This window comes from Agromyces luteolus, assembly GCF_009729855.1.
GTDB lineage: Bacteria > Actinomycetota > Actinomycetes > Actinomycetales > Microbacteriaceae > Agromyces > Agromyces luteolus.
In genome coordinates this window covers 172413-197427 of the sequence record NZ_WODA01000007.1, presented here as the reverse complement: position 1 = coordinate 197427, position 25015 = coordinate 172413, and the positions used below count along the sequence as shown (strand labels likewise).

The following is a 25015-nucleotide window of genomic DNA, read 5'->3' as shown; positions in this document are numbered from 1 at the left end:
CGTGAGTGTCCTCGGATTCAGGAGGGCAGGCCGACCCCGCACACCCCAGCAGTCGCGACCGAGCCTGCGGCCGTCCTCGGATTCAGGAGCCGGGCGCGTGCGTACGTGCCTTGCATCCGGCAACAACCCAGGCCAAGGCTCCGGCCTGGGTTCACCCCGGGCGCGATCAGCGCTCGAGCGTGAGGAAGCGGTGGCGGATGCCGGAGCGCGAGGCGTGCCATCCGTCGGCGGGATCGGCGGCGACCACCCGCCACCCCGACCGGTCGGGCGCGAAGGTGTCGCCATCGACGTCGAGGTCGAGTTCGGTGACGACGAGGCGGTCGGCGAGGTCGATGGTGCGCGCGAAGAGCTCGGCGCCGCCGATGACCCAGATCCGGTCGTCGGCGTCGGATGCCGCGAGCGCGAGCGCCTCGTCGACCGAGGCCGCGCGGACCGCGCCGTCGGCGTGCCAGTCAGCCTGCCGGGTGACGACGATGTTCGCCCGCCCCGGCAGCGGCCGGAAGCGCGGCGGCAGCGAGTCCCAGGTGCGGCGGCCCATGACGACCGGGGCGCCGTGCGTGGTCCGCTTGAAGTGCGCCAGGTCTTCGGGCACGTGCCACGGCATGCCGCCGGCGGCGCCGATCACTCCCCCGCGCGCCTCGGCCCAGATCAGGCCGACCCGGGGGGTCGCCTCGTCGTCGAACGCGTCGCTCATACGGCGACGGCCGCGCGGATCGCGGGGTGGTGCTCGTAGCCGACGACCTCGAAGTCCTCGAAGCGGTAGTCGTCGATCGAGCCGGGTCGGCGGCCGATTCGGAGCGTCGGGTACGGGAAGGGATCGCGCGAGAGCTGCTCGGTCACCTGCTCGACGTGGTTGTCGTAGATGTGGCAGTCACCGCCGGTCCAGACGAAGTCGCCGACCTCGAGGCCCGTCTGCTGCGCGATCATGTGCGTGAGCAGCGCGTACGAGGCGATGTTGAAGGGCACCCCGAGGAAGAGGTCGGCGCTGCGCTGGTAGAGCTGGCACGACAGGCGGCCGTCGGCGACATGGAACTGGAAGAGCGCGTGGCACGGCGCGAGCGCCATGTCGGGGATGTCGGCCGGATTCCACGCCGACACGATGAGCCGGCGGGAGTCGGGGTTCGTGCGGATCTGCTCGATCACCTGCGCGACCTGGTCGACCTGGCCGCCCGACGGGGTCGGCCAGCTGCGCCACTGCACGCCGTAGACGGGGCCGAGCTCGCCCGAGGCATCCGCCCACTCGTCCCAGATGGTGACGCCGTGCTCCTGCAGCCAGCCGACGTTCGACTCGCCCCGGAGGAACCAGAGCAGCTCGTAGGCGATCGACTTGAAGTGCACGCGCTTGGTCGTGACGAGGGGGAAGCCCTGGGAGAGGTCGAGACGGATCTGCCGGCCGAAGACGCTGCGCGTTCCGGTGCCGGTGCGGTCGGCCTTCGGGGTGCCGTTCTCGAGCACGTCACGGAGGAGGTCTTCGTACGGGGTGGGGATCGCGCTGGCCACGGCGTCAAGGCTACGCCGACCCGGCGACAGCGCCGGCACGACAGGCGGGGCGGATGCCGCGGCGCTCCGGGCGCCGGGCGTCACCCGGCGTCACACGGCGTGACCGGACCGTCCCGCCCGACGTAGCCTGCGGGACATGGACCTCGCGCCCGCCCTCGTCGTCGGCCTCGGGCTGCCCGCGGTCGCGCTCGTGGTCGGCCTCGCGTGGCGGGCTCGCGACGGGCGGGTGCGACGCGTCGCACCCGGCGCGGACGTCCCCGGCGCGGCGGCCTCGGCGATCCAGCCGCGGACGCACTCGGCATCGGAGGCCGAACGGCTCGGACTCGGAGTCGACGTGGTCGGCACCGACGCCACCCTCGTCCAGTTCTCGACCGAGTTCTGCAGCCGCTGCCCAGGCACGGCGCGCGCACTCGTCGGACTGGCCTCGGAGTACGACGGCGTCCGGCACGTCGACGTCGACCTCACGCACCGGCGCGACCTGGCCCAGGCGTTCCACGTCACGCAGACGCCGACCGTGCTCGTCCTCGGCGCGGACGGTCGCGCGACCGCGCGCGTGACCGGCGTCCCCCGTATCGACGACCTTCGCGACGAACTCGACACCACCACCGGGAGGTCCCGTGTCCGCAACCACGCCTGACGCCGGCGCCACGACCCCCGACCGTCCGGGCATCGACCCGCGCGGGCCCCGGTTCTCCGCGGCGATCACGTCCGTCCTGCTGCTCGCGGTCGTCGTGCTCGCCGTCGGCGGGCTCGACACGGCGGCGCTCGTGCTCCTCGCCCTCCTCGCGGCGCTCTTCGCCTGGGGCGCGATCGCGGGCGTCGCGCGGCACCCGTTCGGGCTGCTGTTCCGGACCCTCGTCCGCCCGCGGCTCGCGCCGCCCGGCGAGCTCGAGGACCCGCGACCGCCGACCTTCGCCCAGCTCGTCGGCCTGGTCGTGACGGGGACCGGCGTCGTGCTCGGCCTCCTCGGCATCGGCATCGCGGTGCCGATCGCCGCCGGCGCGGCCTTCTTCGCGGCGTTCCTCAACGCCGCGTTCGCGTACTGCCTCGGATGCCAGCTGTACCTGCTGCTCGTCCGTGCCCGGGTCATTCGGACCGCGTGAACCGGACCGCGTGACGCGCCACCGCCGGCGACTGCCGCACGCGGCATCCGCTCGATAGGCTGGGAGCCCGGCTCGAGGAGGAGGACCCATTGGCACTGACGAGCGAATCGACCACGGTCTGGACGGGAAGCCTCCTGGAGGGATCCGGCACGACGCGGCTGGACTCATCGAAGGTGGCCGAGTTCCCCGTCAACTGGAAGGCGCGCGCCGAGGGCGAGGCCGGAACCACGAACCCGGAGGAACTGCTCGGCGCCGCGCACTCGGCGTGCTTCTCGATGGCGCTCTCGAACATCCTCACCCAGGCCGGCCACACCCCCGAGAGCATCCAGACCACCGCCGCCGTCACGTTCCAGCCCGGTGAGGGCGTGACCGGAAGCCACCTGCTCGTGAGCGCGCGCGTGCCGGGCGTCACCGAGGCGGAGTTCGAGGCCTTCGCCGACGACGCCAAGGCGAACTGCCCGATCTCGCAGGCGCTGACCGGCATCCCGATCACGATCGAGGCGGAGCTCGCGTAGCGGTGCGGGTCCTCGTCGCCGGCGCTTCCGGGTTCATCGGCACGGCCGTCCGCGACCGGCTCGTGGCCGACGGCCACGAGGTGGTGCGGCTCGTCCGCCGGCGCGCCCAGTCGGGCGACGAGGTCAGCTGGTCGCCGTCGTCGGGCATCATCGACTTCACGGTCATCGACCGCGTCGACGCCGTCCTGAACCTCTCGGGCGCCTCGCTCGCACGCCTGCCGTGGACGCGGCGGTACCGCGACGAGATCCTGGAATCGCGGATCGCCGCGACGCGGACCCTGGCCGACGCGATGCGCAAGGCGCGGACGCCGCCCGCGACCTTCCTCAGCGCGTCGGCCGTCGGGTACTACGGCGACCGACCGGGCGAGCTCCTCACCGAGCACTCCGCGGCCGGCACGGGGTTCCTCGCCGAGGTCGTCGCCCGCTGGGAGGCTGCAGCGCAGCTCGCCCCGCACGAGACGCGCACCGTCGTCTTCCGGACCGGCATCGTCGTCGGCCGCGGCGGCGCGATGCAGCGGATCCGGGCGCTCACGACCTTCGGGGTCTCCGGGCGCCTCGGCACGGGCGGACAGCACTGGCCCTGGATCGCCCTCGACGACGAGGTCGGCGCGATCGTGCACCTGCTCGACTCGCACCTCTCGGGGCCCGTGAACCTCGTGGGGCCGACGCCCGCGACCGCCGATCGCGTCATGGCGGCGCTCGCCGAGCGCATGCACCGGCCGTACGCGATCCCCGTTCCCGAGAAGCTCCTGGAGGCCGCGCTCGGCAAGGCCGCCGACGACCTGCTGCTCTCGAGCCAGAAGGTGCGGCCGCAGCGACTCATCGACGACGGCTACCGCTTCCGGCACCCGAGCATCGAGTCGGCGATCGACGCGATGCTCAGTCCCGAGCCCGCTCCAGCTCGATAGCGCGGCGCACCGCGCGACGCGCGCGCCGCCGATCGCCCGCCGCGTCGTACGCGAGCCCGAGCCGGAGCCAGGCGCGCCACGAGTCGGGCTCGGCCTCGACGGCGGCGCGGAACTCGGGGAACGCGGCATCCGCCTCGGCGCGTTCGGGGCGCCCGCTCGGACGCACCGGGATGCCGAGGTCGAGGGCGCCCTCGGACTCGAGCCGCTCGACGAGTCGTTGCGAGCGGATCCCGAACGCGAACTCCCGCCAGATCGCCCAGACGGCGACGATCGGCAGCACGATGAGCGCCACGCCCATCGCGACGGCGACCGGCTCGCCCGTGAGGACGAACTGCACGGCTCGCCACCCCACGAGCGCGACGTAGAGGACGAGCAGCGCCGCCATGACGACGGCGCCGGTCTTCGCGCCGCTCATCGGTCGTCGGGGAGCTCGATGCCGAGCAGGGCGTCGAGCCCCACGGTGACGCCCTCGGCCGTGGCGGCCCGCCGCAGCGCGAGCAGGATGCCGGCCTCGTACGCCGTCGCAGCGATCGTCGAGTGCGTGATCTGCAGGCTCTCGCCGGGCCCGCCCAGCATGACCCGCTGGTCGGCGAGGATCCCGTCCATCCGGAGGCTGTGGATCGGCACCCCGGACACGAGCTGACCGCGCGCGCGCTGGTCGGCGTGCGGCGCCGACACCGGGCCGAGTCCGCCGCGCGCGGCGGCGATGAGCTCGGCGGTGCGGACCGCGGTGCCCGACGGCGAGTCGACCTTCCCGGCATGATGCGCCTCGACGATCTCGATGGAGTCGAAGTGGCGCGCGGCGAACGCCGCGAACGCCGAGCCGAGCACGCTGCCGACCGAGAAGTTCGGCACGAAGATCACGCCGGACATGGCATCGGCGTCGCGGAGGCGCGTCTCGACCTCGACGATGCGCTCGCGCGACCAGCCGGACGTGCCGACGACGACCGAGGCGCCCGCCTCGATCGCGGCCTCGACGATCGCCGCGCTGGCCGCGGGATGGGTCACGTCGAGGACGACGTCGGCCCCCGCGAGCTCGTCGAGGCTCGACGTCGAGTCGAGGCCCGCGTGGAGCTCGAGGTCGTCGGCCTCGTCGATCAACCGGGTCGCGAGGCGCCCCATCTTCCCCGTCGCGCCAGCGACCGCCACCGTGATCGTCACGACGTTCACCCTAGCAAGCGGGTGCGGCCCGCCTGGCGGGTCCCGACCGGGCCACGGGCGGCTCCCGGTCAGGCGGCGGCCGGACGAACGGATGCCGCGCACGCGCGCCCTAGGCTTGGCCCATGCTCCGCTTCCGCGACGCCGCCGTGACCGACCCCGACGCGAACCGGCTGATCGGCGACTACTTCGCCGAGCGCGCCGCGGGCTTCCCGCCCGAGCAGGGCGAGTACCGTCCGACCTGGCCGGATGCCGCGCAGTTCACTCCCCCGGCGGGCGTCTTCGTTCTGGTCGAGGACGAGACGGGCGTGGCGGTCGGATGCGGCGGGGTGCGCCGCATCCCGCCGGCCGACGGCGGGCTCGTTCGCTACGAGGTGAAGCACCTCTGGCTCGCCCCCGCGGCGCGCGGACGCGGCGGCGGGCGCGCCCTGCTGCACGAGCTGGAGCGGCGCGCCGTCGCGTTCGGCGCCGAGGAGCTCGTGCTCGACACGAACGCGAGCCTCGCCGCCGCCGGCGGCCTCTACGCGGCGAGCGGGTACGTCGCCATCGAGCCCTACAACGACAACCCGAACGCGACCAACTGGTACGGCAAGCGGATCGAGCGGGCCGCCGGCTGAGCCGGACCCGGCAGGCGCGGTCCGGCGTCGCGATGCGCGCCGCGCCGGCGGCTCAGAGCGCGAACGGCTCGGGCAGCCCGGTGCGGAGTTCGGGGGGCAGGTGCGCGAGGTCGTTGTGCACCACGAGGTTCCACGGTCGACCCGGAGCGCGCTGCGTCAGGACGGTGAGTCCGCAGTTGGCCTGGTTGATCGTCGCCCACCGCCACTCGGGTGCGCCGAGCACCTCGCGCACGAACCACCCGATCACGAAGTTGTGCGTGATGAGCAGGTCGTGGCGGTCCTCGCGGTGCGATCGGAGGAACTCCGCGTTCGCGTCGGCCATCTGCGCGCGGCCCGCCTCGAAGTCGAGCTCGGTGAAGGAACCGAAGAACGGCGCGTAGGCGGCGGGCGTCTCGGATGCCGGGCCGGACGGCACGCAGTCGAACAGCAGCGGCGAGGGCTCGGGCTTCAACGACGGCAGCTTCGAGGCGATGATGTCGGCCGTCTCGGCGGCCCGCTGCAGCGGCGAGTGGTAGGCGGCGTCGAACGGGATGCCGCCGAGGCGCTCGGCGAGCAGTTCGGCCTGGCGCCGTCCGCGCGGGGACAGCGGTCCGTCGGGAAGGCCGTGCTCGGCGTCGAGCTGCTCGCCGTGGCGGACGAGGTAGAGGTGGTGGGGCACGTCTGATCCTGTGGTCGGACGTCGCTAGGCGACGTCGGGTCGGGTTTCGGGCTGGTCGACGATCGAGCGGAACGCGTGCTCGTCGACGGGGCCGACCGCGACGAGCGAGAACGGCCGGTCGGCCAGCTCCCCGGCGAGCGCCCGGACGTCGTCGGCGGTGACGCGTCCGACGCGGCGCAGCGCCTCGTCGAGGTCGGCGAATTCCCCCAGCGCGAGCTCGGCGCGGCCGAGTCGCGACATCCGCGTGTCGGAGTCCTCGAGCGCGAGCGCCGAGGCGCCGCCGAGGTATCCCCTCGCGCGGGTGAGCTCGTCATCGGTGACGCCGTGGTGGGCGAGCCGCTCGAGCTCGGTGCGCATGAGCGCGGCCACGGTCGCGGCGTTCTTCGGCGCGCATCCGGCGTACATGCCGAACACCCCCGCGTCGGAGTAGCCCGGTGCGAACGAGTACACGGCGTAGGCGAGTCCGCGGCGTTCCCGGATCTGCTGGAACAGCCGCGACGACATGCCGCCGCCGAAGACGGTGTTGAGGACGCTCGTGACGGCGCGGCGCTCGTCGGTCGCGACGAGCCCGGGCACGCCGAGCACGAGGTTGACCTGCTCGCCGGGGCGCTCGACGACCGTGAGCGCGGAACGGCCGTCGACGAGGGCGAGCTCGGCGGGACGCCGGTCGACCGGCGTCGCCGCCACCGAGAGGTCCCAGCCGGCGGCCTCGAGGGCGGTGGACAGCCCGGCCACGAGGGCGTCGTGGTCGACCGCGCCGGCCGCGGTGACGACGAGGTCGCGTGGGCGGTAGCTCGCGCGGTAGTGCTCGAGGACCGCGTCGCGGGTGGCGACGCCGATCGTGTCGGGGTCGCCGCCGATCGGGCGGGCGAGCGGATGGGTGCCGAGCACGGCCTCGAAGAATCGCTCGTTCGCGACATCCGCCGGGTCGTCGCCCGCCATCGCGAGCTCCTCGAGGATGACGCGACGCTCGCTCTCGAAGTCCTCGGGATCGAGGACGGACGAGGTGAACATGTCGGCGAGCACGTCGACGGCCATGGGCAGGTCGCGGTCCTGCACCTTGGCGTAGTAGCAGGTGTACTCCTTCGCCGTCACGGCGTTGTGCTCGCCGCCGACGGCGTCGAACGAGACCGCGATGTCGAGGGCGCTCCGGGTCTCGGTGCCCTTGAAGAGCAGGTGCTCGAGGAAGTGCGTCGACCCGAAGGTCGCGGGGTGGCCGCTCTCGGCCGGATGCTCGTCGCGCGAGCCGACGGCGACCCAGAACCCGATGGTCGCGCTCCGGCTTCCGGGCACCTGCTCGCTGAGGACGCGGATGCCGGACGGGAGCACGGATCGACGAACGAGCGTGTCGCCTGCGGCGCGGAAGGCCAGTTCGGGCTCACCAAGCGGGAGTTCGACGGCGCCGTTCACGACTCCCAGCCTATGTCACCGCCCGCGCTCGGCGGGCCCGTGCGGGCCCGCGCGGCGTCCCTACGCCGATGCCCGATCGAGCTCGACGAGTTCGGACCGATGCAGTTCGAGCGAGGCCGCACCGAGCAGCGCGTCGACCTGCTCCGGCCGGCTCACCCCGGTGACGGGAGCGACGACCGTCGGTCGGGCGAGCAGCCAGGCGATGGCGACCGAGGCGGGCACGGTCCCGTGCGCGGCCGCGACCTCGTCGAGTGCTCGGAGCACGCGAAGGCCGCGGCGGCCGAGGTGGCGCCCCTGCCGCTCGCCGCGCGCGTCGCGGCGCACGTCGGCCCGGCGTCGGATGGCGCCGCCGAGGAACCCGTCGGCGAGCGCGAAGTCCGGCATCACGGGCAGGCCCTGGGCGTGCGCGACGAGTTCCGTGGCGCCCTCGAACGCGCGACGCTCCATGAGGTTGTAGCGCGTCGTGAGCGCGTGGAACCTCGGCAGGCCGTTCGCGGCGAGCACGCGCGCCTCGATGAGGCGTTCGGGCGACAGGTCGGAGGCGCCGAGCGCCAGCACCTTGCCGGCGGCGATGAGCGCGTCGACGGCGCCGAGGCTCTCCTCGAGGGGGACCTCGGGGTCGTCGCCGTGGAAGCAGAGCAGGTCGATCCGGTCGGTGCCGAGGCGTTCGAGCGAGGCGTCGACGGCGCGGGTGATCGACGCCGGGGCGAGGCCGTCGTGGTCCGGGTGGCGGCCGACCCTCGTGACGATCCGGACGCGGTCGCGCGTCCCGCGCGAACCCAGCCATTCGCCGATGATCGTCTCGCTGCGTCCGGCGGCATAGCTGTCGGCCGTGTCGACCAGCGACCCGCCCAGGGCGACGAAGCGGTCGAGGATGTCGGCGCTCGCCTCGGCGTCGAGGGTCCAGCCGAACGTGCTCGCGCCCAGCGCGAGCGGGTGCACCTCGAAACCGGTCTCGCCGATCGTGACGTGCCGGGGCACAGTGATCGGCCCGGAATCGGCGTTCGTCTCGACCTGCTCCGTCGGCAGCGCGAAGGTCCCCGTCGTCGGTTCCCCGTCGTCCCCGCGTGCGACCGCGTCGGCGCGCTCCGGCGCCGACCCGTCGTGCTCGCCGCGGACGGCCGACGGGCCTCCTGCGCGCCTGCCTCCTTGCAGTGCGTGTCGTCGTGCCACGCGATCCTCCTCCCCAGGATTGGAGACGAGCGTATGTCAGGAATGAACCGGGTGGTTGAACATGACAGCGAAGCGTTACGAAACCGTTGGTGAACGGCAGGTGACGCCGGACCGACGGCGTCTCGCCCGACGCCGCGCGAATCCGGGCCTTGCGGCGCGCTGAACGAGTGTTTAGCATGTTGAACATGCGTTCAGTGCGTCCCGAGGATGCCACGACCGCCGCCCGCATCCGGGACGCCGCGATCGCCCGCTTCGGCGCGCACGGCTACGCGGGCACGAGCCTGCGCGAGGTCGCCTCCGACGTCGGCGTCAGCGCGGCCCTCGTGATCCACCACTTCGGGTCGAAGGAGGGACTGCGTCGCGCCTGCGACGACTGGCTGGTGCATGAGCTCATGGGCGAGAAGGACCGGCTCGGCGACGCAACCGTCGCCGCCACGATCCGCGAATGGCTCGACGACCCCGCCCGCTTCCGCACCTCGATCGCGTACCTCGCGGTCATGCTCGCCGACGGGTCCCCCGCGGCGGACCGCCTCTTCGACCTCCTGCTCGCCGAGACCGGCGCCATGCTCGAGCGCGGCGTGGCCGACGGCAGCATGCACCCGTCGAGCGACCCCGACCTGCGCGCCGTGCTCATCACCGCGTACGGACTCGCGCCGCTGCTGCTGCGCGGCCAGTTCGCGCGCGTGCTCGGAGCCCCGCTCGACTCCCCCGCCGTGGTGCGGCGGATGACGCTGCCGACCCTCGAGTTCTACACGCAGGGCCTCTACGCCGACACGCGCCTGCTCGATGCCGCCCGCGACGCGCTCGACGCCGCCGCCGACGGCCACGCGCCGGAGTCGCGTCGTGTGGACCCCGCACCACGCGTGCGATCCGACAAGGGCCCGGGGAACCCGGTGCAGGACCCGGACCCGCCGGTCGGGGATTCCGCGCGCGCCTGACGCGCCGCGGCATCCCACTCCCACGACCGACGAGAGGATCCACATGACCACCGACACCGGGGCCGCCGTCAGCACGCGCGGCCTGACGAAGCGCTACGGCGCGACCACCGCCCTGCACGGCCTCGACCTCGACATCCCGCGCGGCAGCGTGTTCGGGATGATCGGGCCGAACGGCGCGGGCAAGACCACCACGATGCGGCTGCTGCTCGACATCATCCGGCCGACCGCCGGCGAACTCGTCGTGCTCGGCCGTCCGCCGCGCGAGGGCGGCGCAGAGCTGCGGCGTCGTATCGGCTACCTGCCCGGCGAGCTGCACCTCGGCACGCGGGTGAAGGGCCGCGAGTTCCTCGCGCACTACGCCGAGATCTCCGGCCCCGTCCGGAAGGGCGCGGTCGACGACCTCGCCGACCGGCTCGGCGTCGACCTCGGCCGCCCCGTGCGGAGCCTGTCCAAGGGCAACAAGCAGAAGGTCGGGCTCATCCAGGCCTTCATGCACGAGCCCGAACTGCTGGTGCTCGACGAGCCGACGAGCGGGCTCGACCCGCTCGTCCAGCAGGAGTTCCACGCCATGCTGCACGAGGCGAAGGCCAAGGGGCAGACGGTGTTCCTCAGCTCGCACGTCCTCAGCGAGGTGCAGCAAACGGCGCTCGAGATCGCGATCCTCAAGGAGGGGCGCATCGTCGAGCAGTCGACGGTCGCCGCGCTCCGCGAGAACGCCGTGCGCCACGTCAAGGTCGTGGTGGCCGAGACGGATGCCGCGGACGCGCGCGCCACGCTCGACTCGCTGCCCGGCGTGGCCGGACTCGCTGCGGCACCGAACGGCCCCGGCACGGTCGCACTGTCCGCGACGCTCGACGCGCACGTCGACGCGTTCGTCAAGGCCGTCGCGCGCCTCGACGTCATCGACCTGACGATGGAGGAACCCGACCTCGAGGAGATGGTGCTCGCGTACTACGGCACCGACGTCTCGTCGACGGCGGAACCCGTCGAGGCGGACCGGAAGGCGGCCAAGCGATGAACCGCATGCTCCCGCTCTTCCGCCGCTCGATCCTCGACGGCTGGCGCGGCCTCGTCGGCTGGACGATCGGCATCCTCGCGGCGCTGTTCCTCTACCTGCCGCTGTACCCGTCGTTCGGCGGCAACGGCCAGATGCAGCAGATCATCGACACGCTCCCACCCGAGCTCGTCAGGTCCCTGAACTACGACCAGATCGGGTCGGGTCCGGGCTACGCCCAGGCGACGTTCTACGGCCTCATCGGATTCGTGCTCATCACGATCGCGGCCGTCGGATGGGGCACGGAGGCCATCGCGAACGACGAGGAGAACGGCCAGCTCGAACTCACGCTCGCCCATGGCGTGCTCCGCGGCCAGGTCTTCGCCGAGCGCGCGGCCGCGGTGCTCGTCAAGCTCGTGTGGCTCGCGGTCGTGAGCGTCGCGGTCGTCATGGTCCTGAACGAGCCCGCCGAGCTCGGCATCGAGTTCGACCATCTCGTCGCGACCGCGGTCGCCTTCCTCGGGCTGGTCTCGCTGGCCGCGACCGCCGCGATCGGCGTCGGCGCCGTCACGGGCCGCCGGTCGTGGGCGGTCGGCGCCGGTGCCGGCATCGCGGTGTACGCCTACGCGCTGAACGCGCTCGGGAACCAGAGCGACGACCTGGGCTGGCTGCACGACTGGTCGCCGTACAGCTGGGCGTACGGCGACTCGCCGATCCTGAACGGCTGGAGCGGCACGATCTGGCTGAACTACGCGGTCATCGCCGCCCTGCTGCTGGTCGGATGGCTCGTGTTCCGTCGCCGCGACGTGGCGGTGTGACCGAGCGGACGCCTATCGACCGACCTTGCCGAACAGTCCCGCGATCGGCGCGAGCAGCGTCGGGCGGGCGGCGATCCACGCCGCCGCGATGACGACGATCGAGGCGACGAAGATCCAGAAGCCCAGCCATCCGTCGGCGTCCTGCGCCGCGTACATGTGGTTGAGGTTGCGCAGCGCCCCGGTCAGGAGGACCAGCGTGACGTGCACGATGTTGAACCCGACGAAGTAGAGCATGACCGGGAAGTGCACCGCCCGGGCCCACTCCACGGGGTAGATCCGGTTCAGCGTCGCGGCGTTCTTCGGCCACAGCCCCGACATCCGCACCCCGGTGATCGCGGCGAGCGGCGCGGCGATGAAGATCGTCGCGAAGTAGGCCAGCACCTGGAGGCTGTTGTAGTTGACCCAGCCGTTCTCGAGCGGCCAGTCCAGCGACAGGTACTGCAGCCCCGCCGACACCGCGTTCGGGATCACCTCCCAGCTCGTCGGCACGACGCGCATCCACTGGCCCGTCGCGAACAGGAGCACGACGAAGACGAGCCCGTTCACGAACCACAGGACGTCGAGCGACTGGTGGAACCACAGGGTGAGGCTGATCCGGCCCTGCCCGCCCTTCGCCCAGCGCGGTGTCCAGGACGCCGGTGGCCGCCGCTCGGTGCGCACCTGCAGTCCCGAGCGGATGATCAGCACGATCAGGAAGACGTTGAAGAAGTGCTGCCAGCCGAGCCAGGCCGGGAGTCCGACCGGCGCGCCCTCGGGCAGGTGCGTCTCGCCGGGATAGGTCGCCATGAAGTCCTGCATGGACTCCAGCCCGAGGAACCACCTCGTGAGCTGGACGACGATCGTCGCGGCGCCGATGATCGTGAGGACGCCGACGACGGATGCCGCGACCCACTGCCTCACGGTGAGCGGGCCGTACCGCGTCGGCTCCGGCTGCGCGGGGGCGCTCGGTGCCGGTGTGGCGTCGGCGGCCGCGGCGGTCGCGGCCGGTGATGCGGGCTCGGCGGGGACCGCTTCGGGCTCGGCGGGGGCCGCTGCGGGCTCGGCGGGGCGCGAGGGCGCCGTGGCGACGGATGCCGCCGGCGCCGTCACCGCGGGTGCGGCAGGAGCGGGCGTCGCGGCGGCCGGCGCGGCGGGCTCCGGCGCAGCGGGCGCCGGTGCAGCGGGCGCCGGTGCAGCGGGCGCCGGTGCAGCGGGCTCGACGGACGGTGCGGGTGCCGCCGGCGCGTTCCCCGTCGGCCACGGAGCTCCACCGGCGACCCTCGGAAGCCCACGACGAAGCCGCGTGCCGGCCGCTGCGGATGGCGCGGAGGCCGCTGCGGGTCGGGGTGCCGGTGCAGCTGTGGGTGCCGGTGCCGGCTCGGCTGCGGGCTCGACGGCGGCGGCGGGCGTCGGCGCGGCCGCGGCATCCGTCACCTCGGCGTTCGCCACGGCGGCAGCTTCGCCGGCGTCCGGCCACGGCCGCCCGCCGCGCACGCGCGGAAGGCCGCTTCGGAGCCGACGACCCGACGATGACGCGGCCGGCGCGGTCGCCTCCGGCGCCTCCGGGGCCACGCGCGCGGACGCAGCCGGTGCATCGACGATCGTCGTCACGGGTGCCGCCGCCGGAGCCTCGACCGGCTCCGCGACGCGGTCGTCGCCCGCGGTGCCCGCAGGGGGCCACGGCTCACCGCCACGGTGTCGAGGCAGCCCCCTGCGCAGGTTCCCTGGAGCGGCCACGGGTCACCGCTTCCGCTCGGCGAGGGCGCTGATCAGCTGCGGGACCACGGTGAACACGTCGCCGACCACGCCGAAGTCGGCGACCTCGAAGATCGGCGCGTCGGGGTCCTTGTTCACGGCGACGATGTTCTTGGCGGTCTGCATTCCCGCCTTGTGCTGGATCGCACCCGAGATGCCGAGGGCGACGTACAGCTGCGGCGAGACCGACACGCCGGTCTGCCCGACCTGGTGGTTCGCCGGGATGTAGCCGGCGTCGACGGCCGCGCGCGACGCGCCGACCGCCGCGCCGAGGGCGTCGGCCAGTTCCTCGACGAGGGCGAACTTCTCGGCCGAACCGAGCCCGCGACCGCCCGAGACGACCCGCTTCGCCCCGCGCAGCTCGGGTCGGCTCGAGGTCTCGGTCACGGGCTCGACGGACTCGATCGCGGCCGATGCCGCGCCCGAGGCGGGCACCTCGAGCGACTCGGTCACGACGGGTCGCGACTCAGCGCGCGCATCGATCGCACCCTGCCGCACGGTGACGACGAGCGGCCCGAAGGTCGCCGCCGACACGATGTTGTAGGCGCCGCCGTACACGGAGTGGTGGGCGAGCACGCCCTCGTCGTCGCGCGAGACGCCGACCGCATCCACCGCGATGGGCGCGCCCGTGCGGGCGGCGAATCGGCCCGCGATGTCGCGGCCCTCGATGGAGTTCGAGATGAGCACGGCGTCGGGGGCGATGAGCTTCACCGCCGCGGCGAGCGCGTCGACGTGCGGGACCGTGAGCTCGGACTGCGTCGAGGTGGCCTCGACGGCGAGCACCCGCTCCGCTCCGAGCGCGGCCGCCTGCTCGGCGAGCGACTGGGCCTCGCCGGGCGCGGCGACGGCGAGCGCGACCGGCGTGCCGATCCCGGCGGCGGCCGCGAGGAGGCCCGCCGCGCTCGTCGCGAGCTCACCGGTCGGCGTGGCCTCGAGGAGGACGAGGATGGCGTCTGCAGGGTGGTCGGTCATGTTCGTCCTCTCAGACCAGCCGGTTCTCGATCAGGAACTCCGCGATCTTCGTGCCGCCGTCGCCCTCGTCCGTGATCTTGGTGCCGGCCGTGCGGGGCGGCTTCTCGGCGATGGCGGTCATGATCGACCAGGCTGCCGACAGGTCCTCGGGCTCGATGCCCAGGTCGGCGGCGCTCAGGGTCTCGAACGGCTTCTTCTTCGCGGCCATGATGCCCTTGAAGTTCGGGAAACGGGCGTCGGGGAGCGCCTCGGTGATCGAGATGACCGCCGGCAGCGGCGCGCGCACGCGCATGGCGCCGCCGTCGACGGTGCGCGTTCCGGACACCGCGTCATCGGTGATCTCGACGGAGGTGAGCGCCGTCGCGTTCGGCACCTCGAGCAGCTCGGCGAGCATGGCGGGGATCACGCCGCCGCTGCCGTCCGTCGAGAGGTTGCCCGTGATGACGAGGTCGAATCCGGTCCGCCGGATCGCTGCGGCGAGCGTGCGGGCGGTGAGGCCGAGGTCGGCGGCGGCGAGGCCCGGGTCGGCGATGTGCACAGCCGATCCGGCGCCCATCGCGAGGCCCTTGCGGATCGTCGTCGCGGCGGTCTCGGGCGCCATCGACATGACCACCACCTCGGTGTCGGCGTGCGCGTCGGCGTGGACGAGCGCCACCTCGAGCGCCCGCTCGCCGATCTCGTCGAGCACGGCCTCGCTCGCGGCGCGGTCGGCGAGCCCCGTCTCGAGGTCGAGCTTCCGCTCCCCGTACGTGTCGGGGACCTCCTTCACGAGGACGATGATCTTCATCGGGTTCCTGTCCTTCCATCGACGCCGGTTCGGGAACGCGCCCGCCGCAGGACCGCCTCGGCCTGGCGCAGGAGCGGCGCGTCGACCATCTGCCCCCGGAATGCGAACACGCCGTCGCCCTCGCGGGCGGCGGCCTCGGCGAGCAGGGCCTGCGCCCACTCCAGGCGCTCGGCGCTCGGCGCGTACGCGGCCCTGACGACCTCGGCCTGCCCCGGATGCACGCACGCCGTGGCGGCGAAGCCGAGCGCGGCCGCATCCTCGGCCTCCGCGCGGAGGCCGTCCGCGTCGGCGAGGTCGAGGTGCACCGCGTCGATCGCCGCCACGCCGTGCGCACCGGCCGCGAGCAGCACCTGGGACCTGGCGTGCCGCGCGACGTCGCGGTACCGCCCGTCGGGGTGACGGCTGGAGCCGCCGCCGAGGGAGGCGACGAGGTCCTCCGCACCCCACATGAGCGCGGAGACGATGGGCACGGACGCGATGTCGGGTGCGGCCAGCACGCCCCGAGCGGTCTCGCACAGCGCGATCACGTCGAAGTCCTCGAGCGTCACGAGGTCGGCCGTGCCCTCGCACTTGGCGAGCATGACGGTGCGGTAGTCGGTGCGCCGCAGGGCGGCGACGTCGTCGGCGAGATGCGGCGTGGAGGCCGGGTTCACCCGCACGATGACGCGTGCGGGATCGATCGGGTTCGCCACGAGCGACTCGCGCGCCGCCGACTTCGCGGTCTCGGCCACGGCGTCCTCGAGGTCGAGGATCACCGCGTCGGCACGGTCGGCCGCCTTGGCGTAGCGGTCGGGCCGGTCGGCCGGGCAGAACAGCAGTGCGGGACCGAACGGGAACGGCGGGTGCGTCATCCGCTCGCCTCGCCGTTCCCGCTCGCGTGCCGTTCGCCCGCGTCGCGGGTCCAGACGAGCATGGTGCGCGACGCCGTCGCGACGACCACGCCGTCCTGGTTGCGCGCGGTGTGGCCGAGCACCACGACGCCTTCGCCGGGGCGCGACGACGACAGCCGCTTCGACTCGACCACGCTCTCGCCGTAGAGGGTGTCGCCCACGAACACGGGATTCGGGAACGCGACCGCCCCGAACCCGAGGTTCGCGACGAGCGTGCCTTGCGTGAGCTGCCCGACCGACTGGCCGACGAGGGTCGACAACGTGAAGAGCGAGTTCACGAGGATGCGGCCGAAGGGCTGGCGCGCCGACCACGCGGCGTCGAGGTGGAGCGGCTGCGGGTTCATGGTGAGCGTCGTGAAGAGGACGTTGTCGGCCTCCGTCACCGTGCGACCGGGACGATGCAGGTAGCGCACGCCCTCCTCGAACTCCTCGAACCAGAGCCCGCGCTGCACGACCTCGCGCACCTCGGCATCCGTCATGACGCTCCCTCCTCCCCGGCGGCCGAACCGCCCTAGGCCGCGAGCCCGAGCTCGCGCGCAATGACCATGAGCTGCACCTCGTTCGTGCCCTCGCCGATCTCGAGGATCTTCGAGTCACGGTAGTGCCTGGCCACGGTCGTCTCGTTCATGAAACCCATGCCGCCGAAGATCTGGGTCGCGTCCCGGGCGTTCAGCATCGCCGCGTCGCTCGAGACGAGCTTCGCGATCGCGGCCTCCTTCTTGAACGGCAGTCCGGCGTCGGCACGGCGCGCGGCGTCATGCCAGGCCAGGCGCGCGGTGTGCACGCGGGCCTGCATCCCGGCGATGGTGAACGCGATGTACTGGTGGCTCGCGATGGGCACGCCGAAGACGTTGCGGGTCTTCGCGTACGTCATGGCCTCGTCGAGGCATCCCTGCGCCGCACCCGTCGCGAGCGCCGCGATCGCGATGCGGCCCTCGTCGAGCGCACGGAGGAAGTTCGCGAAGCCGCGTCCGCGCTCGCCGAGCAGGTTGCCGGCCGGCACCCGGACGTCGTCGAAGGTCAGCGGGTGGGTGTCGGAGGCGCGCCATCCGGACTTGTCGTAGCCCGGCCCGACGGTGAAGCCGGGCGTGCCGTTCGGCACGATGATCGTGGAGAGCTCCTTCGAGGTGGAGCCGTCGGGACGCGTGCGCTCCCCCGTCACCGCGGTGACGGTGACGAACCGGGTGATCGGCGTGCCCGAGTTGGTGATGAACTGCTTCGACCCGTTGACGACCCACTCGTCGCCGTCCAGCACGGCCGTCGTCCGGGTGGCGCCGGCGTCGGAGCCGGCCTCGGGCTCGGTGAGGCCGAAGCCCCCGAGCGCGCGCCCCGCGACCAGGTCGGGCAGGAACTCGGCCTTCTGCTCCTCGGTGCCGTGACGGTAGATCGGCATGGCGCCGAGGCCCACGGCGGCCTCGAGGGTGATCGCGATCGACTGGTCCACGCGCGCGAGGGCCTCGATGGCGAGGCAGAGCGCCATGTAGTCGCCGCCCTGGCCGCCGACCTCCTCGGGGAAGGGCAGGCCGAAGAGCCCGAGCTCGCCCATCTGGGCCACGACGTCCATCGAGAGCTCGTGGGAGCGGTCGGCCTCGTAGGCCTGCGGGGCGACGACGGTGTCGGCGAACTCGCAGACCATGTCGTACAGCTGCTGTTCCTCGTCGGTCAGGTCGTGCATGGTGCTCCTCATTCCTGGTGGGATGCGGTCACGACGGCGCCCTCGTGCGGGCCGTCGATGGGTTCGGTTCCGGATGCCGCGGGGCTCGCCGCGGCGGGCTCCGTGACGTGGTCGATGCGCGCGACGACCTGGTCGCGGGCGACCTGCTCGCCGACGGCGACGCGGAGGCGCGCGACGCCGGCGACGGTCGCGGTCACGCGGTGCTCCATCTTCATGGCCTCGATCGCGAGCACCCCCTGCCCGGCCTCGACGCGGTCGCCGTCGGCGACGAGCAACGTCGTGACGCTGCCCGGCATGGGCGCGCGGAGGTCGGGGTCGGCGCTGCCCCCGCGCTCCAGCTGCGCGAGGCGCGCGTCGAGCGCGGCGCGACGGTCGGGACGCGCGAACGAGCCGGTGCGGCCGTCGAGGTGCACCCACACGGTGCCGTCGGCGGCGGTCGCGACGGATGCACGGTCGAGGTCTGCGACCGGGCCGGATGCCGCGGTCCCGCCGCCCGACCCGATGCGCCACTCTCGAGCGCTCCGCCAGGCGTGGTCGCCGACGGCCGCGGCACGGGCGTCGCGTTCGCGCGCGTCGTGGGCGACCCGCTCGAGCGGGTCGGGCGCGGCGTCCGTCGTCGGCGCGTCGGTCGCGGCATCCGCCGGCACCGGGGTCGCGCCTGCCGCGCCCCCTTCGGGCAGCCGGTCGATGAGCCCGGTGTCGAGGTGCCCGGCGCGCACGTCGGGATGCGCGAGCAGCGTGCGCAGGAACGCGATGTTCGTGTCGACGCCGAGCAGCAGCGTGTCGGCGAGCGCCGCGTCGAGCCGGTCGAGCGCCTCGGCGCGGTCGGCGCCGTGCGCGATGACCTTCGCGATCATCGGGTCGTAGTCCGCCGTGACGTGCTGGCCGGCGCGGACGCCGGAGTCGACGCGCACGCCCTCCCCCGCCGCCGGGCGCCACGCGAGCAGCTCGCCCGTGGCCGGGAGGAACCCGCGCTCGGGGCTCTCGGCGTAGACCCGGGCCTCGATCGCGTGCCCGGTCAGGCGCACGTCGCCCTGCGCGATCGCGAGCGGCTCCCCCGCGGCGATGCGCAGCTGCTGCTCGACGAGGTCGACGCCCGTGACGAGCTCGGTGACGGGGTGCTCGACCTGGAGCCGCGTGTTCATCTCGATGAAGAAGAACTCGTCGGGCGCGGCATCCGAGACCAGGAACTCGACGGTGCCCGCACCGAGGTACTCGACGCTGCGTGCGGCGTCGCAGGCCGCCGCGCCGATGCGCTCGCGCGTCGCGGCGTCGAGCAGCGGCGAGGGCGCCTCCTCGACGACCTTCTGGTGGCGGCGCTGCAGCGAGCACTCGCGCTCGCCCAGGTGGATGACGTTCCCGTGCGCGTCGGCGAGCACCTGCACCTCGATGTGGCGCGGCCGCTCGACGAAGCGCTCGAGCAGGAGCGTGTCGTCGCCGAACGCGGCGCGGGCGACCCGGCGTGCGGCGGGCAGGGCGTGCTCGAGTTCGCCCTGGTCGCGCGCGACCTGCATGCCCTTGCCGCCCCCGCCGGCCGACGGCTTCACGAGGATCGGGAAGCCGACGTGGGGTGCCGCGTCGAGCAGTTCGTCGTCGGTCGCATCGGGCTCGCTGACGCCGGGCACGACGGGCACGCCGGACGCCTCGACGTGGCGCTTCGCGCGGATCTTGTCGCCCATGACCTCGAGGGCGAGCTCGCCCGGTCCGATGAACACGATGCCCGCTTCGGCGCAGGCGCGACCGAAGGCCGCGTTCTCCGACAGGAACCCGTAGCCCGGGTGGATCGCCTGCGCGCCGGTCTCGAGCGCGGCGCGCACGATGCGGGCGGGGTCGAGGTAGCTCTCGGCGGCCGCGGCCGGGCCGATGCGGACGGCCTCGTCGGCGAGCGCGACGTGCGGCGCGTCGGCGTCGGCGTCGGAGTACACGGCGATCGCGCGGATCCCGAGGCGCTTCAGGGTCCGGATGACCCGGACGGCGATCTCGCCGCGATTGGCGACGAGGACACGTTCGAACATTCCCATCACATCCTGAACAGGCCGAAGCGGGGCTCGGGCAGCGGCGTGCGGCTCGCGAGCTCGAGGGCGAGGGCGAGCACCGTGCGGGTGTCGCCGGGGGCGATGACCCCGTCGTCCCACAGGCGCGAGGTCGAGTGGTAGGGGCTCCCCTGCGCCTCGTACTGGGCGCGCACGGGCGACTTGAACGCCTCCTCGGCGTCGGCCGACCACTCCTCGCCGCGCACGGCCATCTGGTCGCGCTTGACCGTCGAGAGCACGGATGCCGCCTGCTCGCCGCCCATCACGGAGATGCGCGCGTTCGGCCACATCCAGAGGAACCGGGGCGAGTAGGCACGGCCGCACATCGAGTAGTTGCCGGCGCCGAAGGAGCCGCCGATCACGACCGTGAACTTCGGCACCCGGGTCGTCGCGACGGCGGTGACCATCTTGGCGCCGTGCTTGGCGATGCCGCCGGCCTCGGCGTCGCGCCCGACCATGAAGCCCGAGATGTTCTGGAGGAAGACGAGGGGGATGCCGCGCTGGTCGCACAGCTCGATGAAGTGCGCGCCCTTCATGGCCGACTCGCTGAAGAGCACGCCGTTGTTCGCGACGATGCCGACGGGGTGCCCGTCGATCCACGCGAAGCCGGTGACGAGCGTGTCGCCGTACTCCTTCTTGAACTCGTGGAACTCGCTGCCGTCGACGAGGCGCGCGATGACCTCGCGCACGTCGTAGGGCTGCTGCACGTCGACCGGCACGGCCGCGGTGAGCGTCGCCGGGTCGACCGCGGGCTCGCGCGGCTCGCGGACGGCCCAGGCCCGGTCGGGCAGGGCGGGAAGGGTCGTGAGGATGTCGCGGACGAGCTCGAGCGCGTGCTCGTCGTCCTCGGCGAGGTGGTCGGTGACACCGGACGTGCGGGCGTGCAGCTCGCCGCCGCCGAGCTCCTCCGGCGTCACGACCTCGCCGATCGCGGCCTTCACGAGGGGCGGGCCGCCGAGGAAGATCGTGCCCTGGTCGCGGACGATCACGGTCTCGTCGCTCATGGCGGGGACGTAGGCGCCGCCCGCGGTGCACGAGCCCATGACGGCGGCGATCTGCGGGATGCGCCGCGCGGAGAGGTTCGCCTGGTTGTAGAAGATGCGGCCGAAGTGGTCGCGGTCGGGGAAGACCTCGTCCTGCTTGGGCAGGAACGCGCCGCCCGAGTCGACGAGGTACACGCACGGGAGGCGGTTCTCGAGGGCGACCTCCTGCGCGCGGAGGTGCTTCTTCACCGTCATCGGGTAGTAGGTGCCGCCCTTGACCGTGGCGTCGTTGCAGACGACCATCACCGGCCGGCCGTGCACGAGCCCGACGCCGGCGATGACGCCGGCCGCGGGAGTGTCGTCGTCGTAGAGGTCGCCCGCGGCGAGCGGGGCGAGCTCGAGGAACGGGCTGCCCTCGTCGAGGAGCCGTTCGACGCGGTCGCGCGGCAGCAGCTTGCCGCGTGCGACGTGACGGTCGCGGGATGCCTCGGGCCCGCCGAGGGCGGCGATCCGCAGCTTCTCGCGGAGTTCGTCGGCCAGCGCGGCGTGCGCGTCGGCGTTCGCGCGTGCGGCGTCGGATGCCGCGTCGACCGCGCTCGTGATGGTGTGCATCCGCTCCCGTTCCGCCTCTCCGTCGTGGCGTCGTGCGAGCGGTTCGGTGAACGCTCGCTAACCGGGATTCATGTTAGCGACCATTCACCGAGTTCCGCAACCGCGGCCTCAGCGATGCGCCGCGAGTCCGCGGACGAGGTGGTCGAGCCCGTACTCCCAGGCGTCGTCGACCGACCCGCCGAGGCGGAACGCGCCCGCGAGCTCCATGCTCGTGAAGCCGTGCATCCACGCCGTGATCGTGCGCGCCGACTCGAGCGCGCGCGCATCGCCCGAAAGCCTCCGGGCCGCCTCGAGGATCGCGACGCTCGACCGCTCCATCGCCGAGCCCCGAGCCCGCGCCGATTCGGGCAGCGGACCGAAGATCAGGCCGTAGCCGTGCGGATGCTCCCGCGCGTACCGGCGAGCGGATGCCGCGATCGCGCGGACCGCGTCGGCCGCATCGGCCTCGGCGGCGAGCACCCGGTCCATCCGCTCGCCGAGCTCGACCGCGACGTCCTCCGCGACGAGCCGGACGAGCGCGTCGCGATCGCGCAGGTGCTTGTAGAGCGAGGGCGCGCGCACGCCGAGCTCGGCGGCGACGGCCTGCATCGTCAGCCCCTGCTGACCCTCTCGCTCGAGGATGGCGCGCGCCGCGGCTCGCAGCGCATCGGGGGTGACCTTCGCGGGTGCCGGCATGACCGCCTCCTCCATGGCTATTGACACTAGCCATCATAGCTATGTATCGTAGCCTTCATGCAACTCACACCGGGACTCCGGCGCGTCGGCAACGAGATCGTCGCGTCCTACCTCTTCATCGACGACCGCGGCGTCACCGTCGTCGACGCCGGCCTCGCCGGCCACTACGGCGACCTGCTCGCCGAGCTCGCCGACGCCGACCTCACGATCGACGACGTGCGCGCGATCATCCTCACGCACGGCGACACCGACCACCTCGGCTTCGCCGAGCGCCTCCGGCGCGACCACGGCGTTCCCGTCTACGTCCACACCGCCGACCTCGACCGCGCGAAGGGCGGCGACAAGCCCGCGACCTCGTTCGGCCGCGGCGTCCGCCCGTGGCCCGTCGTCCGCTTCTTCGCGTACGCGCTCGGCAAGGGCGGGGCGAAGACCGAGTACCTCACCGACGCCCGCACGCTCGAGGGCGGCGAACGCCTCGCCGACCTCCCGGGCTCGCCCGAGATCATCGCGATGCCGGGCCACTCGCCCGGCAGCATCGCCGTGCACTCCCCCGCGTTCGACGCGATCGCCGTGGGCGACGCGCTCACCACACGCCATGTGCTCACGGGGCGGCGCGGACCGCAGCCCGCGCCGTTCACCGACGCGCCCGACGCCGCGCTCGACTCGCTCGACCGGCTGGCGGCGACGGATGCCACGTGGGTGCTCCCCGGCCACGGCACGCCCTGGAACCACGGCGCCGCCGAAGCCGTCCGGCTCGTGCGGGAGGCCGCTGCGGCATCCGTGCGCTGAGGCTCGGCCGGCCTCGCGTGCTTGCCACCCGCGTGTCGTTCGGTTAGTGTGCATTCACCGAATGCCCCGGGAGGTGCCCCCTGACCGAGACGCTCACCGAGCGCGGTCGCGCCAAGGCCGACCGTCGCGCCGCGCTGCTCGCCGCGGCTGCGCGGCTGTTCGCCGAGCGGGGGTACCCCGGTGTGACGCTTGAGGAACTCGGCCAGGCCGCCGGAGTCTCGGGGCCGGCCGTCTACCGGCACTTCCCCGGCAAGGCCGCGGTCCTCGCCGCCATCCTCGTCGACGCGAGCCAGGGACTCCTCGACGGCGGCCACCGCACGGTCGAGGAAGTCGCCGCACCCGACGAGGCGCTTCGCGCCCTCATCCGCTTCCATGTCGACTTCGCGCTCGCGAACGCCGACGTCATCCGCGTGCAGGACCGCGACCTCGACAGCCTCGGCGACGCCGACGCGCACGACGTCCGGCGCCTGCAGCGCTCCTACGTCGAACTGTGGGTGGGCGTGCTCGCCCGCCTGAGGCCCGACCGGGCCGAATCCGAGTTGCGCATCCGGGCACACGCCGCCTTCGGACTGATCAACTCCACCCCGCACAGCGCCCGCATCCATGGGCGCCGACCCGCGGACAGAGTCGTCCGCAGCATCCTGGAGGACATGGCATGGTCGAGCCTCACGTCGTGACCCTGCGCGCGATCCGCGCCGGCGACCGCGACGAGCTGTTCCGCATCCAACTCGATCCCGAGGCGAATCGCATGGCCGCGTTCACGGCGGCCGATCCGTCGGACCGCGCCGCGTACGACGCGCACGTCGCCCGGTTCGCGGACCGTCCCGACTACGACGCGAGGACCGTTCGCAGCGACGGCACGATCGTGGGCAGCGTGGCGCGGTGGATCGACGCCGACACGGGCATGCCCGAGATCACGTACTGGATCGATCGGGAGCACTGGGGTCGCGGGATCGCCACCCGCGCGCTGCGGCTGTTCCTCGACACGCAGCCGCGGCCCGTGCGCGCGCGGGCCGCGGCCGACAACGCGGCATCCGTCGCCGTGCTCGGCAAGCTCGGGTTCGTCGAGGTGGGCCGCGATCACGACTACGCCAACGCCCGCGGCGAGGAGATCGAGGAGATCGAGTTCGTCCTCCGGTGAGGATGCCGCGGGCGGGCGTCGTTCCTCAGCGGTTGCGGTAGAGCTCCATGAGCGGCGCGGGGATCCGGCCGCGGTCGGACACCTGGTGGCCGTTGGCGCGGAGCCACTCGCGCGCGTCCTTGGTGTCGCCGCCTCCCGCGGAGGCGCCGCGACGACGTGAGGCGCCGCCGCGACCCGCGGTCTTGCGTGCCGCGCCGACGTAGGGCGCGAGCGCCGCCTCGAACTTCTCGATGTTTTTCGAGGAGAGGTCGATCGCGTACTGGTCGCCGTCGAATGCGAATGAGAGGGTCCGGTCGGCGTCGCTGCCGTCGAGGTCGTCGATGAGCGTCTCGACCACGCGCTTTGCCATTGTGCACTTCCATTTCTGCGGTGGTTCCGCGGGATTCTCTGGGAACGGGCTATTCCGAGCATAATTACGAATCCATTGGAATTGCGCACATTCCCGACGGATGTGGAGAATTCTTCGGCGCACCGACCTTTCCTGCAATTCGCGCGGCCGTGCGCACGCCCGAATTCGCCTTTCGGCGCGCAATGCACGGTCGCCGCGGGGAATCGTCCTCGGAGGCATCCAGGGCGACCGCGGGATCACCCGAGCGTCGCGCCCTGCCGGGCCGCGATCTCGCCGATCCGCCGCGCGAGCGCGACATCCCTCGCCGTGACGCCGCCGACGTCGTGCGAGAGGAGATCGAATTCGATGCGACCCCACCCGAGGCGCACGTCGGGATGATGATTCATCGCATCCGCCTCGGCCGCGACGGCGTCGAGCAGCCGCACCGCGGCCGCGAAATCCGCAGTGCGGAATTCCGCGATCAGGCGCTCGCCGTCGTGTCGGAATCCCGTGCCGTCGAGGTCGGCCGCGACATCCGCCCGGGACAGCGGGGTGTGCTCGTCCATGCGGCCATGGTGCTCGCTCGCCGGACGAGCCGCCACCC

General features: G+C 73.1%; 29 protein-coding genes. 11 read left to right on the top strand and 18 right to left on the bottom strand.

Features of this window, described 5'->3' with window-relative positions:
- Window positions 1-166: 166 nt before the first annotated feature.
- Entirely contained in the window at window positions 167-694 is a 528-nt protein-coding gene (locus GLX25_RS05775; RefSeq protein ID WP_155841339.1) for a dihydrofolate reductase, read from the bottom strand.
- Window positions 691-1500 (bottom strand): thymidylate synthase, encoded by an 810-nt coding sequence (locus tag GLX25_RS05770; protein ID WP_166548491.1) that lies wholly within the window; start codon window positions 1498-1500, stop codon window positions 691-693. Before GLX25_RS05770 ends, GLX25_RS05775 begins: the two co-directional genes overlap by 4 nt.
- Before the next feature lie 136 nt (window positions 1501-1636).
- Between GLX25_RS05770 and GLX25_RS05765 the strand changes: the two genes are divergently transcribed.
- The 4 genes from GLX25_RS05765 (at window position 1637) to GLX25_RS05750 (ending at window position 4026) form a co-directional block, all read left to right on the top strand.
- Window positions 1637-2137, top strand: a complete 501-nt coding sequence (locus GLX25_RS05765) for a thioredoxin family protein (protein WP_155841338.1) — start codon at window positions 1637-1639, stop codon at window positions 2135-2137.
- Entirely contained in the window at window positions 2118-2603 is a 486-nt protein-coding gene (locus tag GLX25_RS05760) for a DUF4395 domain-containing protein (protein ID WP_166548490.1), read from the top strand. The genes GLX25_RS05765 and GLX25_RS05760 overlap by 20 nt, the downstream gene beginning before the upstream one ends.
- Window positions 2604-2692: 89 nt before the next feature.
- Window positions 2693-3118, top strand: coding sequence for an OsmC family peroxiredoxin (locus tag GLX25_RS05755; protein ID WP_155841337.1), 426 nt, complete (start codon window positions 2693-2695; stop codon window positions 3116-3118).
- A gap of 2 nt (window positions 3119-3120) precedes the next feature.
- The gene (locus tag GLX25_RS05750; protein WP_166548489.1) at window positions 3121-4026 is read left to right on the top strand and encodes a TIGR01777 family oxidoreductase; all 906 of its coding nucleotides are present in this window, start codon (window positions 3121-3123) and stop codon (window positions 4024-4026) included.
- Here the strand turns inward: GLX25_RS05750 and GLX25_RS05745 are convergent.
- Both GLX25_RS05745 and dapB read right to left on the bottom strand, forming a co-directional pair.
- Complete coding sequence (locus GLX25_RS05745) at window positions 3998-4441, bottom strand: hypothetical protein (RefSeq protein WP_155841335.1); 444 nt, start codon at window positions 4439-4441, stop codon at window positions 3998-4000. The genes GLX25_RS05750 and GLX25_RS05745 overlap by 29 nt on opposite strands.
- Window positions 4438-5187 carry a 4-hydroxy-tetrahydrodipicolinate reductase gene (gene dapB / locus GLX25_RS05740; RefSeq protein WP_166548488.1) on the bottom strand — a complete coding sequence of 250 codons (750 nt, stop codon included), beginning with the start codon at window positions 5185-5187 and terminating at the stop codon, window positions 4438-4440. The genes GLX25_RS05745 and dapB overlap by 4 nt, the downstream gene beginning before the upstream one ends.
- Window positions 5188-5309: 122 nt before the next feature.
- On the opposite strand from dapB, the gene GLX25_RS05735 reads away from it, so the two are divergent.
- A complete protein-coding gene (locus GLX25_RS05735; RefSeq protein ID WP_155841334.1) occupies window positions 5310-5801 on the top strand; it encodes a GNAT family N-acetyltransferase in 492 nt (163 codons plus the stop codon).
- A 52-nt stretch (window positions 5802-5853) separates the two neighbouring features.
- Here GLX25_RS05735 and GLX25_RS05730 read toward each other — a convergent pair whose 3' ends face one another.
- Genes GLX25_RS05730 through GLX25_RS05720 form a run of 3 tightly spaced genes read right to left on the bottom strand, consistent with a single transcriptional unit; the run spans window position 5854 to window position 9042 of the window.
- Window positions 5854-6459, bottom strand: a complete 606-nt coding sequence (locus GLX25_RS05730) for a histidine phosphatase family protein (RefSeq protein WP_166548487.1) — start codon at window positions 6457-6459, stop codon at window positions 5854-5856.
- Between the two features lie 24 nt (window positions 6460-6483).
- The gene (locus GLX25_RS05725; RefSeq protein ID WP_155841333.1) at window positions 6484-7878 is read right to left on the bottom strand and encodes a M16 family metallopeptidase; all 1395 of its coding nucleotides are present in this window, start codon (window positions 7876-7878) and stop codon (window positions 6484-6486) included.
- Window positions 7879-7929: 51 nt separating this feature from the next.
- Window positions 7930-9042 (bottom strand): aldo/keto reductase, encoded by a 1113-nt coding sequence (locus GLX25_RS05720; protein ID WP_271192597.1) that lies wholly within the window; start codon window positions 9040-9042, stop codon window positions 7930-7932.
- Between the two features lie 185 nt (window positions 9043-9227).
- On the opposite strand from GLX25_RS05720, the gene GLX25_RS05715 reads away from it, so the two are divergent.
- The 3 genes from GLX25_RS05715 to GLX25_RS05705 are packed head-to-tail and all read left to right on the top strand — an operon-like array spanning window position 9228 to window position 11792.
- Window positions 9228-9980: a TetR/AcrR family transcriptional regulator gene (locus GLX25_RS05715; protein WP_166548485.1), complete on the top strand. Its 753-nt coding sequence runs from the start codon at window positions 9228-9230 to the stop codon at window positions 9978-9980.
- Between the two features lie 43 nt (window positions 9981-10023).
- Window positions 10024-10998, top strand: a complete 975-nt coding sequence (locus GLX25_RS05710) for an ABC transporter ATP-binding protein (RefSeq protein WP_155841331.1) — start codon at window positions 10024-10026, stop codon at window positions 10996-10998.
- The gene (locus GLX25_RS05705) at window positions 10995-11792 is read left to right on the top strand and encodes an ABC transporter permease subunit (protein ID WP_155841330.1); all 798 of its coding nucleotides are present in this window, start codon (window positions 10995-10997) and stop codon (window positions 11790-11792) included. Before GLX25_RS05710 ends, GLX25_RS05705 begins: the two co-directional genes overlap by 4 nt.
- Before the next feature lie 12 nt (window positions 11793-11804).
- Here the strand turns inward: GLX25_RS05705 and GLX25_RS05700 are convergent, their stop codons facing one another.
- The 9 genes from GLX25_RS05700 to GLX25_RS05660 all read right to left on the bottom strand — a co-directional run bounded on the left by GLX25_RS05700 (window position 11805) and on the right by GLX25_RS05660 (window position 22153).
- Complete coding sequence (locus GLX25_RS05700) at window positions 11805-13220, bottom strand: cytochrome b/b6 domain-containing protein (protein WP_338081368.1); 1416 nt, start codon at window positions 13218-13220, stop codon at window positions 11805-11807.
- A gap of 291 nt (window positions 13221-13511) precedes the next feature.
- Entirely contained in the window at window positions 13512-14498 is a 987-nt protein-coding gene (locus GLX25_RS05695) for an electron transfer flavoprotein subunit alpha/FixB family protein (protein WP_155841329.1), read from the bottom strand.
- Window positions 14499-14508: 10 nt separating this feature from the next.
- Window positions 14509-15285 (bottom strand): electron transfer flavoprotein subunit beta/FixA family protein, encoded by a 777-nt coding sequence (locus GLX25_RS05690; protein WP_155841328.1) that lies wholly within the window; start codon window positions 15283-15285, stop codon window positions 14509-14511.
- Entirely contained in the window at window positions 15282-16136 is an 855-nt protein-coding gene (locus GLX25_RS05685) for an HpcH/HpaI aldolase/citrate lyase family protein (protein ID WP_155841327.1), read from the bottom strand. The genes GLX25_RS05690 and GLX25_RS05685 overlap by 4 nt, the downstream gene beginning before the upstream one ends.
- Window positions 16133-16654, bottom strand: a complete 522-nt coding sequence (locus GLX25_RS05680) for a MaoC family dehydratase (RefSeq protein ID WP_155841326.1) — start codon at window positions 16652-16654, stop codon at window positions 16133-16135. Before GLX25_RS05680 ends, GLX25_RS05685 begins: the two co-directional genes overlap by 4 nt.
- Before the next feature lie 32 nt (window positions 16655-16686).
- Entirely contained in the window at window positions 16687-17850 is a 1164-nt protein-coding gene (locus tag GLX25_RS05675) for an acyl-CoA dehydrogenase family protein (RefSeq protein ID WP_155841325.1), read from the bottom strand.
- An 8-nt stretch (window positions 17851-17858) separates the two neighbouring features.
- Window positions 17859-19871 (bottom strand): acetyl/propionyl/methylcrotonyl-CoA carboxylase subunit alpha, encoded by a 2013-nt coding sequence (locus tag GLX25_RS05670; RefSeq protein ID WP_155841324.1) that lies wholly within the window; start codon window positions 19869-19871, stop codon window positions 17859-17861.
- Complete coding sequence (locus GLX25_RS05665) at window positions 19871-21478, bottom strand: carboxyl transferase domain-containing protein (RefSeq protein ID WP_155841323.1); 1608 nt, start codon at window positions 21476-21478, stop codon at window positions 19871-19873. Before GLX25_RS05665 ends, GLX25_RS05670 begins: the two co-directional genes overlap by 1 nt.
- A gap of 108 nt (window positions 21479-21586) precedes the next feature.
- A complete protein-coding gene (locus GLX25_RS05660; RefSeq protein WP_155841322.1) occupies window positions 21587-22153 on the bottom strand; it encodes a TetR/AcrR family transcriptional regulator in 567 nt (188 codons plus the stop codon).
- A gap of 57 nt (window positions 22154-22210) precedes the next feature.
- On the opposite strand from GLX25_RS05660, the gene GLX25_RS05655 reads away from it, so the two are divergent.
- The 3 genes from GLX25_RS05655 (at window position 22211) to GLX25_RS05645 (ending at window position 24083) form a co-directional block, all read left to right on the top strand.
- Entirely contained in the window at window positions 22211-22942 is a 732-nt protein-coding gene (locus tag GLX25_RS05655) for an MBL fold metallo-hydrolase (RefSeq protein ID WP_155841321.1), read from the top strand.
- An 80-nt stretch (window positions 22943-23022) separates the two neighbouring features.
- A complete protein-coding gene (locus GLX25_RS05650) occupies window positions 23023-23619 on the top strand; it encodes an SACE_7040 family transcriptional regulator (RefSeq protein WP_155841320.1) in 597 nt (198 codons plus the stop codon).
- Complete coding sequence (locus GLX25_RS05645) at window positions 23598-24083, top strand: GNAT family N-acetyltransferase (protein WP_155841319.1); 486 nt, start codon at window positions 23598-23600, stop codon at window positions 24081-24083. Before GLX25_RS05650 ends, GLX25_RS05645 begins: the two co-directional genes overlap by 22 nt.
- Before the next feature lie 25 nt (window positions 24084-24108).
- On the opposite strand, the gene GLX25_RS05640 is transcribed toward GLX25_RS05645, so the two are convergent.
- Both GLX25_RS05640 and GLX25_RS05635 read right to left on the bottom strand, forming a co-directional pair.
- On the bottom strand, window positions 24109-24432 hold the full coding sequence (locus GLX25_RS05640; RefSeq protein ID WP_155841318.1) for a histone-like nucleoid-structuring protein Lsr2: 324 nt from the start codon (window positions 24430-24432) through the stop codon (window positions 24109-24111).
- 236 nt (window positions 24433-24668) lie between these two features.
- The gene (locus tag GLX25_RS05635; protein WP_155841317.1) at window positions 24669-24977 is read right to left on the bottom strand and encodes a 4a-hydroxytetrahydrobiopterin dehydratase; all 309 of its coding nucleotides are present in this window, start codon (window positions 24975-24977) and stop codon (window positions 24669-24671) included.
- Window positions 24978-25015: the final 38 nt, after the last annotated feature.

What these genes read in the sequence shown, in the direction of transcription:
- GLX25_RS05735 (WP_155841334.1), top strand. Translation starts at nt 5,310, where the DNA reads ATGCTCCGCTTCCGCGACGCCGCCGTGACCGACCCCGACGCGAACCGG.
- GLX25_RS05685 (WP_155841327.1), bottom strand. Translation starts at nt 16,136, where the DNA reads ATGACGCACCCGCCGTTCCCGTTCGGTCCCGCACTGCTGTTCTGCCCG.
- GLX25_RS05665 (WP_155841323.1), bottom strand. Translation starts at nt 21,478, where the DNA reads ATGCACACCATCACGAGCGCGGTCGACGCGGCATCCGACGCCGCACGC.
- GLX25_RS05655 (WP_155841321.1), top strand. Translation starts at nt 22,211, where the DNA reads ATGCAACTCACACCGGGACTCCGGCGCGTCGGCAACGAGATCGTCGCG.
- GLX25_RS05690 (WP_155841328.1), bottom strand. Translation starts at nt 15,285, where the DNA reads ATGAAGATCATCGTCCTCGTGAAGGAGGTCCCCGACACGTACGGGGAG.
- GLX25_RS05670 (WP_155841324.1), bottom strand. Translation starts at nt 19,871, where the DNA reads ATGGGAATGTTCGAACGTGTCCTCGTCGCCAATCGCGGCGAGATCGCC.
- GLX25_RS05705 (WP_155841330.1), top strand. Translation starts at nt 10,995, where the DNA reads ATGAACCGCATGCTCCCGCTCTTCCGCCGCTCGATCCTCGACGGCTGG.
- GLX25_RS05715 (WP_166548485.1), top strand. Translation starts at nt 9,228, where the DNA reads ATGCGTTCAGTGCGTCCCGAGGATGCCACGACCGCCGCCCGCATCCGG.
- GLX25_RS05765 (WP_155841338.1), top strand. Translation starts at nt 1,637, where the DNA reads ATGGACCTCGCGCCCGCCCTCGTCGTCGGCCTCGGGCTGCCCGCGGTC.
- GLX25_RS05660 (WP_155841322.1), bottom strand. Translation starts at nt 22,153, where the DNA reads ATGCCGGCACCCGCGAAGGTCACCCCCGATGCGCTGCGAGCCGCGGCG.
- GLX25_RS05745 (WP_155841335.1), bottom strand. Translation starts at nt 4,441, where the DNA reads ATGAGCGGCGCGAAGACCGGCGCCGTCGTCATGGCGGCGCTGCTCGTC.
- GLX25_RS05710 (WP_155841331.1), top strand. Translation starts at nt 10,024, where the DNA reads ATGACCACCGACACCGGGGCCGCCGTCAGCACGCGCGGCCTGACGAAG.
- GLX25_RS05680 (WP_155841326.1), bottom strand. Translation starts at nt 16,654, where the DNA reads ATGACGGATGCCGAGGTGCGCGAGGTCGTGCAGCGCGGGCTCTGGTTC.
- GLX25_RS05675 (WP_155841325.1), bottom strand. Translation starts at nt 17,850, where the DNA reads ATGCACGACCTGACCGACGAGGAACAGCAGCTGTACGACATGGTCTGC.
- GLX25_RS05640 (WP_155841318.1), bottom strand. Translation starts at nt 24,432, where the DNA reads ATGGCAAAGCGCGTGGTCGAGACGCTCATCGACGACCTCGACGGCAGC.
- GLX25_RS05635 (WP_155841317.1), bottom strand. Translation starts at nt 24,977, where the DNA reads ATGGACGAGCACACCCCGCTGTCCCGGGCGGATGTCGCGGCCGACCTC.
- GLX25_RS05645 (WP_155841319.1), top strand. Translation starts at nt 23,598, where the DNA reads ATGGTCGAGCCTCACGTCGTGACCCTGCGCGCGATCCGCGCCGGCGAC.
- GLX25_RS05775 (WP_155841339.1), bottom strand. Translation starts at nt 694, where the DNA reads ATGAGCGACGCGTTCGACGACGAGGCGACCCCCCGGGTCGGCCTGATC.
- GLX25_RS05695 (WP_155841329.1), bottom strand. Translation starts at nt 14,498, where the DNA reads ATGACCGACCACCCTGCAGACGCCATCCTCGTCCTCCTCGAGGCCACG.